18 protein-coding genes are annotated in these 16,856 nt (G+C 40.3%); 7 read left to right on the top strand and 11 right to left on the bottom strand.

Annotated features, from left to right (window positions below):
- Position 1 precedes the first annotated feature (1 nt).
- The 7 genes from hscA to trmJ form a co-directional block, all read right to left on the bottom strand.
- Entirely contained in the window at positions 2-1,861 is a 1,860-nt protein-coding gene (hscA, locus tag HWV02_RS19000) for a Fe-S protein assembly chaperone HscA (protein ID WP_211689177.1), read from the bottom strand.
- A 30-nt stretch (positions 1,862-1,891) separates the two neighbouring features.
- Positions 1,892-2,410: a co-chaperone HscB gene (gene hscB / locus HWV02_RS19005; protein WP_211677305.1), complete on the bottom strand. Its 519-nt coding sequence runs from the start codon at positions 2,408-2,410 to the stop codon at positions 1,892-1,894.
- A gap of 69 nt (positions 2,411-2,479) precedes the next feature.
- Positions 2,480-2,803 carry an iron-sulfur cluster assembly protein IscA gene (gene iscA / locus HWV02_RS19010; RefSeq protein WP_045109126.1) on the bottom strand — a complete coding sequence of 108 codons (324 nt, stop codon included), beginning with the start codon at positions 2,801-2,803 and terminating at the stop codon, positions 2,480-2,482.
- Between the two features lie 9 nt (positions 2,804-2,812).
- Entirely contained in the window at positions 2,813-3,196 is a 384-nt protein-coding gene (iscU, locus tag HWV02_RS19015) for a Fe-S cluster assembly scaffold IscU (RefSeq protein WP_211672949.1), read from the bottom strand.
- A 52-nt stretch (positions 3,197-3,248) separates the two neighbouring features.
- Positions 3,249-4,463: an IscS subfamily cysteine desulfurase gene (locus tag HWV02_RS19020; protein WP_211677307.1), complete on the bottom strand. Its 1,215-nt coding sequence runs from the start codon at positions 4,461-4,463 to the stop codon at positions 3,249-3,251.
- An 87-nt stretch (positions 4,464-4,550) separates the two neighbouring features.
- Entirely contained in the window at positions 4,551-5,024 is a 474-nt protein-coding gene (locus tag HWV02_RS19025; protein WP_211677309.1) for a Fe-S cluster assembly transcription factor, read from the bottom strand.
- Positions 5,025-5,149: 125 nt separating this feature from the next.
- Positions 5,150-5,866: a tRNA (cytosine(32)/uridine(32)-2'-O)-methyltransferase TrmJ gene (gene trmJ, locus HWV02_RS19030; RefSeq protein WP_045109122.1), complete on the bottom strand. Its 717-nt coding sequence runs from the start codon at positions 5,864-5,866 to the stop codon at positions 5,150-5,152.
- A gap of 296 nt (positions 5,867-6,162) precedes the next feature.
- On the opposite strand from trmJ, the gene HWV02_RS19035 reads away from it, so the two are divergent.
- The 5 genes from HWV02_RS19035 (at position 6,163) to HWV02_RS19055 (ending at position 11,399) form a co-directional block, all read left to right on the top strand.
- Positions 6,163-7,122 (top strand): triacylglycerol lipase, encoded by a 960-nt coding sequence (locus HWV02_RS19035; protein WP_211677311.1) that lies wholly within the window; start codon positions 6,163-6,165, stop codon positions 7,120-7,122.
- A gap of 1 nt (position 7,123) precedes the next feature.
- Positions 7,124-8,095, top strand: a complete 972-nt coding sequence (locus tag HWV02_RS19040) for a lipase secretion chaperone (RefSeq protein ID WP_211689178.1) — start codon at positions 7,124-7,126, stop codon at positions 8,093-8,095.
- A 147-nt stretch (positions 8,096-8,242) separates the two neighbouring features.
- Complete coding sequence (suhB, locus tag HWV02_RS19045; protein ID WP_211689179.1) at positions 8,243-9,046, top strand: inositol-1-monophosphatase; 804 nt, start codon at positions 8,243-8,245, stop codon at positions 9,044-9,046.
- A gap of 266 nt (positions 9,047-9,312) precedes the next feature.
- Positions 9,313-10,320, top strand: coding sequence for an alpha/beta fold hydrolase (locus HWV02_RS19050; protein WP_255546919.1), 1,008 nt, complete (start codon positions 9,313-9,315; stop codon positions 10,318-10,320).
- Positions 10,321-10,562: 242 nt separating this feature from the next.
- Positions 10,563-11,399, top strand: coding sequence for a patatin family protein (locus tag HWV02_RS19055; RefSeq protein WP_211689180.1), 837 nt, complete (start codon positions 10,563-10,565; stop codon positions 11,397-11,399).
- Between the two features lie 58 nt (positions 11,400-11,457).
- Here HWV02_RS19055 and HWV02_RS19060 read toward each other — a convergent pair whose 3' ends face one another.
- The 3 genes from HWV02_RS19060 to HWV02_RS19070 form a co-directional block, all read right to left on the bottom strand.
- Positions 11,458-11,724, bottom strand: a complete 267-nt coding sequence (locus tag HWV02_RS19060; protein WP_369814937.1) for a DUF5062 family protein — start codon at positions 11,722-11,724, stop codon at positions 11,458-11,460.
- Between the two features lie 91 nt (positions 11,725-11,815).
- Positions 11,816-12,172, bottom strand: coding sequence for a hypothetical protein (locus HWV02_RS19065; RefSeq protein ID WP_244536255.1), 357 nt, complete (start codon positions 12,170-12,172; stop codon positions 11,816-11,818).
- A 179-nt stretch (positions 12,173-12,351) separates the two neighbouring features.
- The gene (locus HWV02_RS19070; protein WP_211689181.1) at positions 12,352-14,394 is read right to left on the bottom strand and encodes an NADPH-dependent 2,4-dienoyl-CoA reductase; all 2,043 of its coding nucleotides are present in this window, start codon (positions 14,392-14,394) and stop codon (positions 12,352-12,354) included.
- Positions 14,395-14,560: 166 nt separating this feature from the next.
- On the opposite strand from HWV02_RS19070, the gene HWV02_RS19075 reads away from it, so the two are divergent.
- The gene (locus HWV02_RS19075) at positions 14,561-15,619 is read left to right on the top strand and encodes an AraC family transcriptional regulator (protein ID WP_211689182.1); all 1,059 of its coding nucleotides are present in this window, start codon (positions 14,561-14,563) and stop codon (positions 15,617-15,619) included.
- On the opposite strand, the gene HWV02_RS19080 is transcribed toward HWV02_RS19075, so the two are convergent.
- Positions 15,600-16,061: a tRNA-uridine aminocarboxypropyltransferase gene (locus HWV02_RS19080; RefSeq protein ID WP_211677323.1), complete on the bottom strand. Its 462-nt coding sequence runs from the start codon at positions 16,059-16,061 to the stop codon at positions 15,600-15,602. The genes HWV02_RS19075 and HWV02_RS19080 overlap by 20 nt on opposite strands.
- 304 nt (positions 16,062-16,365) lie before the next feature.
- Between HWV02_RS19080 and HWV02_RS19085 the strand changes: the two genes are divergently transcribed.
- Positions 16,366-16,827, top strand: a complete 462-nt coding sequence (locus HWV02_RS19085; RefSeq protein ID WP_211677325.1) for a GAF domain-containing protein — start codon at positions 16,366-16,368, stop codon at positions 16,825-16,827.
- The last annotated feature ends 29 nt before the right edge of the window (positions 16,828-16,856 follow it).

Raw genomic sequence — 16,856 nt, forward strand, 5'->3', positions numbered from 1 at the left:
CTTAGACCTTATCTACCGACTGACCCTGCAACGCTTTACGGATTGATGCATCCATACGACGAGCAGCAAAATCTTGTGTTAATTTATCGACTGTTTCAATTTCTTTTTCAATCGCATCTCTGTCATTACCTTGACGGATCTGATAAAGCGTTTGAATCGCTGTTTCAATGGCACTTTGCTCTACATCTGACAACAATGCTTTACCGTCTTGTTGTAAGGCTACGATCAGGCTTTCCATTACACGGTCTGCTTCTAGCTGTTGTTCAGCTAACATGCGCGCAGTTACATCTTCTTTCGCATATGTCATTGAATCTTTAAGCATGTTAGCCACTTCATTATCACTTAAACCATACGACGGTTTAACTTGGATAGAAGCAGATACACCCGATGATTTTTCCATCGCGGATACACTTAACAACCCATCCGCATCAACTTGGAAGGTAACACGAATATGCGCAGCACCCGCCGCCATTGGTGGAATACCTGTTAACGAGAAACGCGCTAATGAACGGCAATCATCAACCAATTCACGCTCGCCTTGCAACACGTGGATTGTCATTGCAGTTTGACCATCTTTAAACGTGGTAAACTCTTGAGCTCGTGCGACTGGAATAGTGGTATTACGTGGTATCACTTTTTCAACTAGGTTCCCCATCGTTTCAAGACCCAGTGACAATGGTGTTACGTCTAGTAATAACAGGTCTGAATCAGGTTTGTTACCGACTAATACATCGGCCTGAATCGCAGCACCAATTGCAACAACTTTATCTGGATTGATACTTGTCAGTGGCTCTTGTGCAAAGAACTCACCTACTTTTTCACGTACTAATGGTACACGTGTGGAACCGCCGACCATAACGACTTCAAGTACATCGTCTTTACTGATATCAGCGTCTTTTAACGAACGACGACATGCTAATAAAGTACGTTTGAGCAATGGCTTAATAAGATCTTCAAATGTTGTTCGGCTTAATATGCCCTGCCAATTCACTGCTTCTAATGCAATATTAATCTCAACACTATCGTTATCTGTTAGTGCTTGTTTCGCATGTTTTGCTTCCGTTAGTAGTAGGCGTTGCATCGCTAACGACTGCTCACTCACAAGTCCAGCTTCAGCACTGATCCAGTCCGCAACTAAATGATCGAAATCATCACCACCCAGTGCAGAATCACCGCCTGTTGCAAGCACTTCGAACACGCCTTTATTTAAACGTAAAATAGATATATCAAACGTACCGCCACCCAGATCATAAACCGCAATAATACCTTCTTGGCCAGCATCTAAACCATACGCGATCGCGGCAGCCGTTGGTTCGTTTAATAATCGTAAAACATTTAACCCTGCAATATTTGCAGCGTCTTTCGTGCCTTGACGTTGTGCATCATCAAAATAGGCGGGTACCGTGATCACCACACCGTTAAGCTCACCTGCAAGTGTCTCAGTGGCACGTGCTGCTAATGCTTTTAGAATTTCTGCAGATACTTGTACTGGATTAAGTTCACCAGCCACCGTCTTAATTAACGGTTGGCCCGATGCCGACTCAACAAGTACATTAGGAATACGCGTAGTATTAATATCAGTGAATGCTTTGCCCATCAAACGCTTTACCGAAGAAATGGTATTTTCTGGATCGGTTATCGCTTGTTGTGCTGCGTCGTCACCAACCACAACTGAATCTGTAGTATAATGAACCACTGACGGTAAAATATCTCGACCAGTCTTATCAACTAACGTTTCAGCACTGCCACTACGGACGCTTGCCACTAATGAATTCGTTGTACCTAGATCGATACCAACAGCAAGTTTATGCTCATGAGGTGCTGCCGTTTGTCCCGGTTCAGCAATTTGAAGTAATGCCATGTTTTAGGTTCTTAAATTTAAATTATTTGATTAATAATCAAGTAAACTATCTTCAAGTGTACTTAATTGTGTTTGCAGTTTGCAGACAAACTTTAATTTACGCACTACATTTGCCGCGTCGTTATAATGCTCAGCGCTGATTAATTTATTAAATTCTTGCAGGTACGCTTTAATCGATAATGTTAATTCATCATCAAAGTCTGCAATTTCTTGCTCAGGATCAGCTGAATGCGGAATTTCTTCAAGACGCTCGTGTTGTTCCATCTGCTGCATAAGAAACATTGGGTCTTGCAATGTTTGTTGCTCACCACGGATATCTTCATGACAAACGGCAAGGATATATTCAGCACGTTGAATTGGCGACTTAAGAATTGAATAAGCATCATTAACTTGTGATGATTTTTGCACCGCTAATAAACGCTCGCGCTCACTGTTATTGGCAAAATTATCCGGATGTAGTGAGCGCTGTAATTCTCGATATGTTATAGCTAAACTGGCATTATCTAGTTCAAAATTAACGGGTAAACCAAACAGCTCAAAATGGTTCATCTGACGACCTTTACTGAATAGATTAAATAAACAAAACCCAAATAACGAGGTTATTTGGGTTTATCAATATTATACGCTGAAGCTTTCACCGCAGCCGCATTCGCCTTTCAGGTTGGGATTGTTAAATTCAAACCCTTCATTAAGGCCTTCTTTAACGAAATCTAACTCGATCCCGTCAAGATAAACGAGGCTTTTTTTATCCACGATAACGGTAACGCCTTTTTCAACAAAAACTTCGTCGTTCTCGTCAATAGCGTCAACAAACTCAAGGACATAAGCTAAGCCAGAGCAACCAGATGTTTTCACACCTAGGCGTAAACCGGCACCTTTACCACGTTTATCAAGGTAGCTAGCAACACGCGCTGCAGCAGAGTCAGATAAGGTAACTGCCATATTAAGCTCCTAAGACACTTTTTTCTTTTTGTAATCATCAATTGCAGCTTTAATTGCATCTTCAGCAAGAATTGAACAGTGAATTTTCACTGGTGGTAATTCTAGCTCTTCAGCAATAGTCATATTGGTGATTTCGCCTGCTTGCTCAATGCTCTTGCCTTTTACCCATTCGGTAACAAGTGAGCTTGATGCGATAGCTGAACCACAACCATAAGTTTTAAATTTAGCATCTTCGATAATGCCGTCATCATTAATTTTAAGTTGTAACTTCATTACGTCGCCACACGCTGGTGCGCCTACCATACCTGTTGCGATAGATGGATCATTTTTATCAAATGAACCTACGTTACGTGGGTTTTCATAATGGTCGATTACTTTTTCGCTATAAGCCATGATATAACTCCTTCAAACTAAATATAAATCTTCGTGAAACAAGGGTGAACGATTAGTGGTGATCCCACTCGATAGTGCTTAAATCGATACCATCTTTAAACATCTCCCATAGAGGTGACATTTCACGAAGTTTACTGATGTTTTCTTCAATGATGCTGGTTGCATAATCCACTTCTTCTTCAGTCGTAAAACGGCCGAATGAGAAACGAATTGAGCTGTGTGCCATTTCATCGTTTAGGCCTAATGCACGCAGTACATAAGACGGTTCTAGACTTGCTGATGTACAAGCAGAGCCTGAAGAAACAGCAAGATCTTTCAGTGCCATCATTAATGACTCACCTTCAACAAAGTTGAAGCTTACGTTCAAGTTACTTACGATACGTTGTTCAGCATGACCATTTAGATATACTTCTTCGATACCTGCGATACCTGCCCAGAAACGTTTACGTAATGCTTCAGCATGGTCATTATCTTTTTGCATTTCTTCTTTAGCAATGCGGAAAGCTTCACCCATACCCACGATTTGGTGAGTTGGTAATGTACCACTACGCATACCACGTTCATGGCCTCCACCGTGCATTTGTGCTTCTAGGCGGATACGCGGTTTACGTTGAACGTATAATGCACCAATACCTTTAGGACCATAAATTTTATGTGCCGATACCGATAACATATCTACTTTTAGTTCAGAGAAATCGATTGGTAATTTGCCCGCACTTTGCGCAGCATCTACATGGAATAAGACTTTCTTAGAACGACAAAGTTCACCCAATGCAGCAATATCATTAATCGCACCGATTTCGTTATTCACGTGCATGATACTAACAATGATTGTATCTTCACGGATTGCAGCTTCAAGGGTTTCAACCGTAATTAGACCTTCAGGTGTTGGGTCTAAATAAGTTACTTCGTATCCTTCACGCTCAAGCTGGCGACAAGTATCCAGCACAGCTTTATGCTCAATTTTACTTGTGATGATATGCTTGCCTTTCTTGTTATAAAAATGCGCAGCACCTTTAATCGCAAGATTGTTTGATTCAGTTGCGCCCGAAGTAATTACAACTTCTCGTGGGTCTGCATTTACTAAATCTGCAATTTGATTACGAGCAATGTCTACTGCTTCTTCAGCTTGCCAGCCGAAACGGTGTGAACGAGACGCAGGGTTACCAAAAATGCCGTCCATAGTTAAGCATTGCATCATTTTTTCTGCTACACGTGGATCTACAGGCGTAGTGGCAGAATAATCCAAATAAATAGGTTTTTTCATTTAGTCATTGCTCCATACAACACCGTTAAACGCTAACAGTGTTCATACTTATAATTATAATTCTATTATGTTTTTATTAAACAATTATCAAATAATATTTACATCAATTTTATTTAACATTTGACGGTCATGATCTTGTTCGTTGACAATCTGCTTTATCTCATTATTTGCCATCAAATCAGCAAGCGATATGTTATCAAGAAAATCACTAATCCGTTCACTTAAATCATCCCAAAGTGAATGCGTTAAACAGCGTTTTCCATCATGACAACCACCCGAAGAATCACACCTAGTCGCTTTTACATTCTCATCAACGGCTTCAATAATCATGCCGACAGAAATCAGCCCAGGTAACATGCCTAACATATAGCCACCACCGGGTCCTCTTGCACTTGCTACCAGTTTCTTCCGACGTAATCGAGAGAATAACTGTTCCAAATACGACAGGGAAATACTTTGTCGTTCAGATATTTCAGCCAGTGGTACAGGTTTCATTTCTGCGTGCAATGCAAGATCAATCATAGCTGTAACGGCGTAACGTCCTTTCGATGTCAATCGCATAGCAACCTCTAAAACTGTTATTTACACTTATGGTTACATACCCGACTTAAATGGTCAAGTATATACCTGACTAATTTACTCAGGTATATGCTTGATGCCATGATAAGCTGTTCGGCGATGCCAAATTATTTTTTTAAATTACGCTGAATAGATACCAATGCACCACGTAAAATATTTAACTCAACCGCTTCAGGGCGAGCACGTGTAAACAATCGACGTAAACGATTCATCACGATCCCTGGGTGGGCTTTATTAATAAAACCAGTATCCCACAATGTTTCTTCAAGGTGAGTGTGGAACATTTCCAGTTCAGCTTGCTTTGGATACGGGTTATCTTGCTCTGGATAGGTGTTGGTAGCAAGATATGCCATACGTGTTTCGTACGTTAAAATCTGTACTGCCATAGCTAAATTTAATGAGCTGTATTCAGGGTTTGCAGAAACACATACATGATAAGTACATTTTTGTAGCTCATCATTGGTCAAGCCAATACGCTCACGACCAAACACTAATGCAACAGGGTAATTAGGTACTTCTTCAATTAGCTTTAAACCCGCTTCACGCGAATCAAGCATTGGCCATTGCAGCGTACGTGAACGCGCACTTGTACCAATGACAAGACCACAATCTGTTACTGCTTCTTCTAAGGTATCGACGATGATTGCATTTTCTAATACATCTGCGGCACCTGCAGCTAATGCTACTGATTTTTCATCAATCTCACATAAAGGTGCAACTAATACCAATTGCGTGAAGCCCATTGTTTTCATTGCACGAGCAGCTGAACCAATATTACCAGGATGAGATGTACCGACTAATACAACTTTTACGTTTGCTAACATAATTAATGAATACCTAAAAAGATGCATAATAGAAAAAAGGCCATTTAAACTACGAGTTTAAAACAATGGTTAGACTATTATTGGAGTTGTTAATTTACTGGTCGCGGATTCTATCACAGTAAACAAGGTATATCTTCTTTCAATATCAATACCTCCCCTGCTTATTCTCATCTATTTTTACTTTTACTTTGACTTACATCTCTTTTTTACATAACCATTATTGAATATGACACCCTGTCCGACAATAATAAACCTCAACGATTTCATACAACTAAAGTTAACCTAAGGATGGAAAAATGAAACGATTAATGATGATCGCAATAATGCTATCGACAACATTTCTCAATTATGCAAATGCTACAAATTATACAGAAACCAAATATCCGATTGTACTCGTGCATGGTTTTTTAGGCTTTGATGATATTCAAGGTTATGACTATTTCTACAAAATAGCGCAAAAGCTAAGACAAGATGGTGCCACCGTTTTTACCGCACAAATATCTTCAACCAATACAACCGAAATTAGAGGCGAGCAGCTTTTAAAACAAGTTAAACAATTTTTAGCTCTGAGTGGCGCGAGTAAAGTGAATCTTATCGGACACAGCCATGGCGGTCCAACGTCTCGCTATGTTGCGTCAGTAGCGCCAGAACTCGTGGCTTCAGTTACAAGTATTGGTGGTGTTAACAAGGGCTCTAAAGTCGCTGATTTATTCTATACCGTAGCGCCTGATGGCACTTTGATTAATACTGCTGGTGCAACTATTATCGGCTACATATCAAAAATAGCGCAATTTTTATCAAACGGTTCAGCACTTCCAGTTGACCCAGTAGGCGCTTTAAAAGCATTAACGACGCATCAATCGCTTGCGTTTAATAAAAAATACCCAGCAGGTGTGCCAACCACAGCATGTGGTCAAGGTGACCCAGTAGTAATAAGTACAGTGAATGATGTACAGCACAAAGTGTACTATTATTCTTGGACTGGAGACAGATTAGTAACAAGTCCTAAAGATGCGCTAATTGACGTACCGCTAAAGGCTATAAGTTTACTCGCTTTTGGTTCGTCATGGTTGGGTGGTGAAGACAATGATGGCATGGTCGGCGTTTGTAGCACTCACTTAGGTAAAGTGATTGGTACTTATCGAATGAACCATGTTGATGAAATTAATCAGGTGCTTGGCCATACAGCATTATTCCTCTCTGTTCCAAGTTTGTACCGTCAACATGCAAACCGCTTAAAACTACAAGGTTTATAGAATGAAAAAGGCTACACTAGTAATCACAGTTATCGCAGCGGCTGCTAGTGTAGCCTATCTAACATTGAATGATAAACCGATAAATAAACAGGCAGTAAAGGCTATTAAGTTAGCCACTCATTCAGCAGTAATAGTCAAAAATAATAAGACTACAGAAGTAGTGATCAAACATGAAAACACGATGCCATTAGCCGTCCGCGTCGATAGCTCACCGATTCAAGTATCATCTCAACAAGACACTGAAATTGATCAAACATCATTACGAGGTATGTTTGACTATTTTCTATCTGGTTTTGATGAAACAGAAATGGATATTGAACAATTAAAAGCGAACGTCAAAAGATTCATCACAAATAATCCAGAACGATATAGCACAGCAGATTATGATTTATTCGAACGCTTTCTGCTATATAAACAATCTTTACTTTCGATAGATGTAAACCAAGACCCGAATATTGATGATTTAGAACGTTTTGATAGTGAATTACGGGATAAACAATTAGCCCTATTTAGCACAGCAGAGCAAAAGTTACTTTTTAATAACGAGAATTTACATCGGCAAGTCACCATCAAAAAACTCTATTTAAAATCTATTGCAGTATCTCAAGAAGACTATTTCTACCTGCTTAAAGAAGAGTTGTCCAACTTCCCAGAAGAAATTAGTCGAGTTTATCAAGATGATCTTGTGACATCTGAACTAAATCAAATAGCAAACTATGACAATGAACAACAGCGATACCTTGCTTATGAAGCATTGGGAGGGGCTGAAGTTGCGGTAAGAATGACAGAGTTTGAACATCAGGAAACTGAACTCGATAACAAAATAAATGCCTATTTAGCCCAGCGAAGAGATATCCTAAGCGATACTCATAATTTAAATAAAGACACTCACATTCGCGATCTAAGAGACTCACTTTTTGATCTATCAGAACAAAAGCGGATTAAGTCCCTTGAATACATAGATGATCTATAATGTATGTATTTATTGCCACCATTCGATACTAAAATCAGGTAAAATGGCATTAATAAAATAAGACGAAATAACTTTTGAACATTTTAACAAAGTTGGGTATAATCCGCGCCCTAATTCCCGTTCTTTCAAAAATTTGGTGGTAATAGTATGCATCCGATGCTAACAATCGCGATCCGTGCTGCGCGTGACGCAGGTAATGTAATCGTAAAAGCTTATGGTGACCCAAGCAAGACTAAAGTAGAGCAAAAAGGCACAAATGATTTTGTGACTAACGTAGACAAAGAAGCTGAAGCAGCTATTATCGCTACAATTAAAAAAGCCTACCCAGAGCATACTATCATCGCAAAAGAAAGCGGTGCTACAACTGGTACAGATACAGACTACCAGTGGATCATTGACCCACTAAACGGTACGACTAACTTTGTTAAAGGTATTCCACATTTCGCTGTATCTATCGCTTTACACGTTAAAGGTAAAGCTGAAGTTGCTGTTATCTTTGATGCTATCGGTGATGAAATCTTCTCAGCTTGTCGTGGTAAAGGCGCACAATTAAACGGTTACCGTTTACGTGCTGGCTCTGCTAAAGATTTATCAGGCACTGTTCTTGCTACTAGCTTCCCACACAACATGAAGCACCAGCAAGATACTTACCTAAACATCTTTGGTGCATTATTCTCTGAATGTTCTGATATCCGTGCAGCTGGTTGCCCAGCACTTAACCTTGCTTACCTAGCAGCTGGTCGTATCGACGGTTTATGGAGCATGGGCCAAAAACCTTGGGAAACTGCAGCAGGTAACTTAATTGCCACTGAATCAGGCGCAATCGTAACTGATTTCGCTGGCGGCCATGATTTCTTCAAATCTGGTAACTCAGTTGCTGCATCACCACGCGTACTTAAAGATATGCTTGCTAAGATCCGTCCTAACCTGACTGAATCTCTAGCTAAATAATATTGGCGCTAGCATTAGGTTATTTAGTACAAAGAATTAAGTAAAAAAAGGCCCAGTACTTATTACAAGTACTGGGCCTTTTTTATTTAAAATGACGACACTACGTTACATCACCATGATGTTGTGACTCACCATTTACTGATCAAATATTACATAATGACACTAAGTCATCAAATTAGGCATTAGTTTAAAATAAACTCGTTTATGATTAATCACTTTGTTCATTTTTTTGCACAAGCAACCTAAATTTCAAGGATGAAACAGTAATGATGATAAAATTTAAACGACCTAAAATATTACCGCTAGCAGTGGCCTTAACCGTTACCGCAAGCCTTAGCTTAGCAGGCTGTTCCAGTATGCAGCAGGCTGTCGCCGCCAGCCCAAGTGTGAGTAACGTGTGGGGGCTAGGTGAAATGCCAATAGAAAATCTCAATGCCTTGTACACCAACGAACAGTCACAATGGATGGATGTAAATGGAATGCGTATCCATTACCGTGACGAAGGCAACCCGAATGGTCAGCCGATTGTATTAATACACGGTATTCTATCATCATTACATACATGGAAAGAATGGAATAAAGGCTTAGTGGATAAGTACCGGATCATCAGCCTTGATATGCCAGGATTTGGTTTAACTGGTGGTCCAGAAAATCCAGATGACTTTTCAGAAGCACTATTACATTCATCTTTTGAGCAATTTATTACCCAATTGAAACTTGATGATTTTATTCTGGTCGGTAATTCTCTCGGCGGTTATATTTCAGCTCATTATGCAGCTAACTACCCAGATAAAATTAAAAAGCTTATCCTAATCGATCCTGCAGGCGCGCCACAAGATCTGCCATTTATTTTAAGTTTTGCGAGTCTACCCGGTATCAATACATTGGCAGCAAATGTATTTCCTCCCTTCATTATCGCAATGGGAGTCAAGGACGTATACGGTAATAAAGACCTAATCACCAAAGAGAATATGGACCGTTATATTCATCTCTCTTTGCGTCCTGGAGCGAAACAAGCTTATGCCAATACGATTGCAATGTTAGATGAAAAAAATAGCCAAAAAGCGCCATTAGACTTCGCTACCATCACAGCTCCGACTTTATTAATGTGGGGTAACAAGGACATTTGGGTGCCACAAAAACTCAGCGAGCAATGGTTGCAAAACATACCGGGATCCAGATTAATTACTTATCCAAACGCAGGTCATGTACCGATGGAAGAGATCCCACAACAAACGCTCAATGATGCACTAGCTTTCATTAATTCAAAATAATTCGATTATTCAATAATACGTGGTTATTAGCACTTTTCATGGGTTATTAACCACGCAGCTCCTCATTATTAGTCTCGCCATTCTAGTTTTTGTCATCGTATCATCATCCTTGCTTAATTTAGCTGTCACAGTACTGCTCAATACTTATCAACGATACAAATATTTATCAAATAACACAGTACTACCAAATATTGGTATTTACTCTAGGCTTGTTAAAGCAAGCGCAATATATCGAGGTTGCTATGATAAAAACAGCACTTGTTGTAGAAGGTGGAGGTATGCGCAGCGTATTTACCGCAGGAGTGTTAGATACCTTTTTAGAACAAGGTTATGACCCCTTTGATCTGTTTATTGGTAGTTCAGCAGGGACGCTGAATCTCTCAGCGTATATTGCTGGGCAAAAAAAATATTCAGTTAGACTCATTAATCATCTGGCTAAATCAACGACGTTTGTCAATTGGACCCGCTTTTTAAAAGGCGGAAATGCCATGGAGCTTAGAGAATTACATGATTTATTAGTATTGCATGATCCAATAGACCTAAACAAAGCGAAACGTCGACTAAACTCACGTCCATTTGTCATCACCAGTTGTGATAGATCAAAAGGTAAAGCAAGTTATCAAATAGCTGAACCCAGTCAATGGTTCCAACAAATCATCGCGTCATGCGCGCTACCTATCGTTTTTCGTCCCGGAGTAAAACTTGGGGATGACATCCACATTGATGGTGGCTTAGTAGATCCTATACCGGTAAAGAAGGCGGTCGACTTAGGTGCCAATAATATCATTGTGATCAGGACCAGAACCCGACGTTGGGTAGAAAAACTATCCGTTTTAGAACGCCTACTTACGTTCTGGGTTAGACACGATACAATACTCACCAAATTACTTGGTAATTACAGCAAAGAATACAATAGTACTTGCGAATTTATGCGCAATCCACCAGCAGGGGTTAATATTATCGAAATAGCGCCTGATAAAGAACTGCAAACCCCCACGTTAACACGTCAAGTTAACACACTCGAAGGCGATTATAGTGCAGGTATTAAAGCCGCGACGTTATTCTTACAACGTCATTAGGCACCAATAAAAATGGGCTGAACACGTAATATAACGTATTCAGCCCAGCATCACCTAATTATTCGCTGGTAAGTAAAGGGTGGTCAGCCGGTAATTTTCGAGATATCCAAATGGCTAATTTATGTTTAATATTGAGAGTCGTTTCTTGATCTTTAGCCAGAGGCTGCATCAGTTTATCAAACACTAAGGCTTTATAGATATATTGCGCTTTAACGTCTTCTGGATCTGTCGTTGTAAATGTACTACCGCGTTGCTGTAGATACTGAGTACCTAATGCGATCGCAGCTTTAAATAATTTCTTTTCGTTTTTCAGTTTTGCCATCATTCCCTCTTCACATCACAGACAGCTAATCTCGCTGAGTACACTCTGTTATAGCACGATTAAGAACAAATAAATGTGTAATTTCAATTATAAATCAGGTTTTAATTGACTGATATTTTTCAGAATCAATGACGTGATGTGCTTCCATCGCATAAATATCATTATATTCATGTTCAATTAACAAACCAAAGTTAGCAGAAAGCAAACCGATATCCTGCAATGATAGGTCTTCGAGGGACCAGACGGGTGTGGCATAATCACAAATATAATAACCTTGTAATTGCGCACTCGGATTTTCAACTATCATGAGGCGCTCAATGGCATAACACTCATCAATACCTGCAACAGACAAGCAAACGTTATCGGCCATGAGTAAGACACTGAATGTCACCTTAGAATCTGGCAGTTCTAATAAATAACAGAGTTTTTTAGGCATTGTTACACTCATCATAAAAGTTAAATTCCATTTCAAAGAGTAGAACAAATTTTAACTATGGCACTCATATTTGGTTAATTCATTCTATTTTTTATCATTTATCATATATAACAGCCATTTTATCCTGCAAAAATAAAAACTCAACGGATAGGATCCGCTGAATTTTGTATAAATATAAACCTTATTTATTCACTTTAAATTGTTGCAGCTAACTCAGAACCTTGCTTTATCGCACGCTTAGCATCTAACTCAGCAGCCACATCAGCGCCACCAATCAAGTGAACTTGCTGCTTAGCGGCTACTAACTGCGCTTCTAGCTCTCGTAATGGGTCTTGCCCAGCACATACAATAATATTATCAACATTCAATACCAGAGGTTCACCAGCAACCTGAATATGCAAACCTTGGTCATCAACTTTAACATACTCAACACTGTTCATCATGACCACCTTCTTACTCGCGAGGCCAGCTCTATGAACCCAACCAGAGGTCTTACCTAATCCAGCACCAACCTTGCTGGCTTTGCGTTGTAATAAATAAATGTCACGTGCCGCCGCCGATTTTTCAGCAGCCATTAAACCACCGCGATTTTGCATCGTTAAATCAACGCCCCATTCACGCATAAAGGTATCAATATCCTGACTGGTTGTTGGCGCTGTTGACTGGTGATCATGGGTAAGGTACTCCGCGACATCAAAACCAATACCACCAGCACCAATAATGGCAACCTTACTCCCTACCGATTTTTTATCTCGTAACACATCAAGGTAAGACAATACTTTATTATGGCCAATACCCTCAATAGCCGGTGTACGTGGCGCAATGCCGGTCGCTAATACCACATCATCAAAACCGTTAGCGATAAGCTCATCCGCTGAAACACGCTTATTCAACATAATTTCTACGCCAAGCTTTGTCGTCATCGTAGTAAAGTAACGTAATGTTTCATAAAACTCTTCTTTACCAGGTACTTGCTTAGCAACATTAAACTGTCCACCCAGCTCAGACTTATCATCAAAAATTGTTACCTTGTGTCCACGCTGGGCAGCAACGGTTGCAAATGCTAAACCAGCAGGACCAGCACCGACCACTGCAATTCGCTTGCTCACTGGTGATTTCACATAATCTAATTCCGTTTCGCGACAAGCCCGCGGGTTAACCAAACAAGAGGTTAATTTCATACTAAAGGTATGATCTAAACATGCTTGATTACAGCCAATACAAGTATTGATCTCATCACTCTTACCTGCCGCTGCTTTATTCACAAACTCAGGATCGGCTAAGAATGGGCGCGCCATCGACACCATGTCTGCATGACCTTGCTCAAGCACTGACTCTGCGATTTCGGGGGTGTTAATGCGGTTTGTCGTAATCAAAGGGATTGATACTTCCCCTTTTAATTTTGCGGTCACTTTTGTAAATGCCGCTCTTGGTACTTTAGTCACGATCGTTGGGACACGTGCTTCATGCCAACCGATACCCGTATTAATGATGGTAGCCCCCGCTTTCTCAATGGCTTTTGCCAGCGCCACGACTTCTTGCCAAGAGCTGCCTTTTTCAATCAGATCCAACATAGACAAACGATAAATAATAATAAAATCGGTGCCGACCTTTTCGCGTACCTGCCTTACAATTTCAACGGGGAAACGGATACGGTTTTCGAAACTACCACCCCATTCATCGTCACGTTGATTGGTGTGTTCAACAATAAACTGGTTAATCAAATAACCTTCCGAGCCCATGATCTCAACACCATCATAATTCGCAGATTGCGCAAGCCCGGCGCAGTTAACAAATGCAGCGACCTGTTGATATACTTCTTCCGTTGTTAGCGCACGTGGACGCGCAGGGTTAATTGGGGCTTGGATTGCTGATGGCGCGACAGGTTGCTTGCTATACGCATAACGACCAGCATGCAAAATCTGCATACAAATTTTACCACCCGCTTCATGCACCGCTGCGGTTACTTCTTTATGCGCTTCAGCTTCTTCAACGGTATCCATTTTAGAGCCGCCTTGAAACACGGATCCTTCAGGGTTAGGTCCAATACCGCCAGTCACAATCAAGCCTACACCACCCGCTGCACGTTCGGCAAAATAAGCCGCCATACGTGTAAAACCATTGCTGACTTCTTCAAGTCCGGTATGCATGGACCCCATTAATACGCGGTTTTTCAATTGGGTAAAACCCAGATCGAGTGGTGTTAATAAATTTGGATAATTATTTTGTGCTGACATGGTTCACCCCATTGCTTTGGCTATTTGGTTCAGAGTTTATTATTTTTATTTTGTTAAAAGTAGCGTTAAAGCACGACGGATACAATGCTCATGATATACAATTAATTATCTTTAGTTAGCAAAGGTTGATTTTTGACTAGCATGTGTGATTACGGATATGGATTCAATGACGGAAACAATAAATTCAAAAGTAAGCTTAGGGGATATTTCGGTTAACTTTTTGCAGCAAATGAGTCTAACCAGTAATAAGCTCAGTTACGATATCAGTCCTATTTTAGCCAAATACAATGTCTCCATCGCGCAACTCAGTGCCCATCATGGCCGCTTATCTATTCCAAAATATATGCGCATAGGTTTTGAGTTAATGCAACAAACTGGGCGCGAAGACCTGGGCTTACTGATGGGAGAAAATGTCTGCTTTCAACATTATGGTATGCTGGGATTTGCCTGTATGTCTGCCATTAATATTAGCACCATGGCACAAGTACTCGCCCAATATGAAAGTTTGTTAAGTCAAAATGTACGAGGTCATTCAACATTTATCACAACGCCAGAGCCGACACTCTCCTTTTATTCGATTGCCCCGTATAACCCCTATAATTATTTTGTGGTGGATTCAGTCTTGGCAAGCTGGTTCACCTTACTGACCTCTCGAACCATGCACTTAAACCAGTCTGTTGATATTATCAAAGAGGTGCATATTGAATACCCAGAACCAAAGAACAGCGAACGCTATCACGCATTTTTTCAATGCGCAGTTATTTTTGACTCCACATTTAATGGCTTAGTATTGAATAGTCAGCATATCAAAACGCTATTACCCGATGCCTGTATGAGTAGTTATCTGCAAGCCCAGCAGTTATGTCAAAATGAACTACAACAGCTGCAACAAAATCAGGATTGGCAAACGAAGGTTATCGAAAAAGTCAGTCATAATCTGGTGGGTAACATGCCCGATATCAATCAAGTAGCGGCACTGCTGGGAACATCAGCCTGGACGTTAAGACGCCGCTTATACAAAGAAAATACTAACTATCAAGGTATCATGGATAAAACAAGAAAAGGTCTGGCATTGAGTTATGTCCGTGATACCCAGCTTTCCTTCAGTGAAATATCGTATTTATTGGGCTTTGCCACACCAGCTGCATTTTATAAAGCCTTTCGACGTTGGACAGAGAGTACACCAAAGAATTACCGACAAGCGTTTATAAACAAGCGCGAATAAATGCCTTAAACTCTAATACCAGCTGCTCGGCTTCGGTATTCCGTTGTTGCAGACGTAATAGCTCGATCACACACTCGACTGTACTTAGTCCACCTTCTAGTTGATTGGCACGTAAAACGAATTCTGACGCTTGCTTCGCATTCAAGGTTATCTTAGGTAAGTCTTGCAAATACTCGCTTTGACGATACATCTTACGTGCTTCTTGCCATGTACTATCCAGTAAGACAAGACCATCAAAATCATGTATGTCATGCTTGTGTTCTGCATCTGGTGCAAGTATTGCCACCCGACCGGACTTGATCGCAGTTAACAATTGACTATCGGGTTCTTTACGACGCCAAGGCACAACACTTGTTTCATCGGGGAGAAACTGTTGAACTAATTTGCCGGTATTACTGCGGCGCGAAAACTCTCTCTCGTGGGTAACAAGGTATATATGCATGAATTTATAACTTCAATCGATGAAACAGGATAAATACTAAATAAGAGGTAAAGTAACCGCTATCATTATACTCTACAGTAGGTATCAACTAAGCTGTAAATATAACGAGGAGCTACTATGTTCGCATTTAGTAAACACATTATCAGTAAATTACGCTATATCTTATCACTCTTTTTTAGCCCTAACGAATCAGCTAAATCCAATATGATCTTTATGACAATATAATCATCAGCTAAGATACACATTATTATCATCGATAAGGTATGCTTTGCATTTTCATCTTATCCATTCATAAAGGGAACACATGTCTAAAATCCAACTTTATCAACGTTTAGCCCAACAAGCTGACGCTTTAATGGCTGAAGAAACAAACTTAATTGCCAACTTAGCTAACCTAAGTGCGTTATTATTCATGGAGCTGGAAGATATTAATTGGGCGGGTTTTTATCTTTACGAAAATGACGAGTTAGTATTGGGTCCTTTCCAAGGTCTACCTGCTTGTATTCGAATTCCGGTTGGTCGAGGTGTTTGCGGTACGGCTGCAAGTACATTACAGACACAATTAGTCACGGATGTGCATGACTTCCCAGGCCATATAGCCTGCGATGCAGCAAGTAACTCAGAAATCGTGGTGCCGATTGTTATTAACGATAAATTGATCGGTGTGCTGGATATAGACAGTCCAAGCATTGGTCGTTTTGATAATGATGACTTAATGGGGGCTGAACTACTTGTTAACCAACTCGTTAAGCGTTTAACAGCCTAAAACGACAATTATTCACCGCCGATAATTAA

Source organism: Moritella sp. 28 (assembly GCF_018219435.1).
Lineage (GTDB): Bacteria > Pseudomonadota > Gammaproteobacteria > Enterobacterales > Moritellaceae > Moritella.

Bases quoted from the DNA above. Each gene is read 5' to 3' on its own strand.
- hscA (WP_211689177.1), bottom strand. From the start codon at position 1,861: ATGGCATTACTTCAAATTGCTGAACCGGGACAAACGGCAGCACCTCAT.
- hscB (WP_211677305.1), bottom strand. From the start codon at position 2,410: ATGAACCATTTTGAGCTGTTTGGTTTACCCGTTAATTTTGAACTAGAT.
- iscA (WP_045109126.1), bottom strand. From the start codon at position 2,803: ATGGCAGTTACCTTATCTGACTCTGCTGCAGCGCGTGTTGCTAGCTAC.
- iscU (WP_211672949.1), bottom strand. From the start codon at position 3,196: ATGGCTTATAGCGAAAAAGTAATCGACCATTATGAAAACCCACGTAAC.
- HWV02_RS19020 (WP_211677307.1), bottom strand. From the start codon at position 4,463: ATGAAAAAACCTATTTATTTGGATTATTCTGCCACTACGCCTGTAGAT.
- HWV02_RS19025 (WP_211677309.1), bottom strand. From the start codon at position 5,024: ATGCGATTGACATCGAAAGGACGTTACGCCGTTACAGCTATGATTGAT.
- trmJ (WP_045109122.1), bottom strand. From the start codon at position 5,866: ATGTTAGCAAACGTAAAAGTTGTATTAGTCGGTACATCTCATCCTGGT.
- HWV02_RS19035 (WP_211677311.1), top strand. From the start codon at position 6,163: ATGAAACGATTAATGATGATCGCAATAATGCTATCGACAACATTTCTC.
- HWV02_RS19040 (WP_211689178.1), top strand. From the start codon at position 7,124: ATGAAAAAGGCTACACTAGTAATCACAGTTATCGCAGCGGCTGCTAGT.
- suhB (WP_211689179.1), top strand. From the start codon at position 8,243: ATGCATCCGATGCTAACAATCGCGATCCGTGCTGCGCGTGACGCAGGT.
- HWV02_RS19050 (WP_255546919.1), top strand. From the start codon at position 9,313: ATGATGATAAAATTTAAACGACCTAAAATATTACCGCTAGCAGTGGCC.
- HWV02_RS19055 (WP_211689180.1), top strand. From the start codon at position 10,563: ATGATAAAAACAGCACTTGTTGTAGAAGGTGGAGGTATGCGCAGCGTA.
- HWV02_RS19060 (WP_369814937.1), bottom strand. From the start codon at position 11,724: ATGATGGCAAAACTGAAAAACGAAAAGAAATTATTTAAAGCTGCGATC.
- HWV02_RS19065 (WP_244536255.1), bottom strand. From the start codon at position 12,172: ATGATGAGTGTAACAATGCCTAAAAAACTCTGTTATTTATTAGAACTG.
- HWV02_RS19070 (WP_211689181.1), bottom strand. From the start codon at position 14,394: ATGTCAGCACAAAATAATTATCCAAATTTATTAACACCACTCGATCTG.
- HWV02_RS19075 (WP_211689182.1), top strand. From the start codon at position 14,561: ATGACGGAAACAATAAATTCAAAAGTAAGCTTAGGGGATATTTCGGTT.
- HWV02_RS19080 (WP_211677323.1), bottom strand. From the start codon at position 16,061: ATGCATATATACCTTGTTACCCACGAGAGAGAGTTTTCGCGCCGCAGT.
- HWV02_RS19085 (WP_211677325.1), top strand. From the start codon at position 16,366: ATGTCTAAAATCCAACTTTATCAACGTTTAGCCCAACAAGCTGACGCT.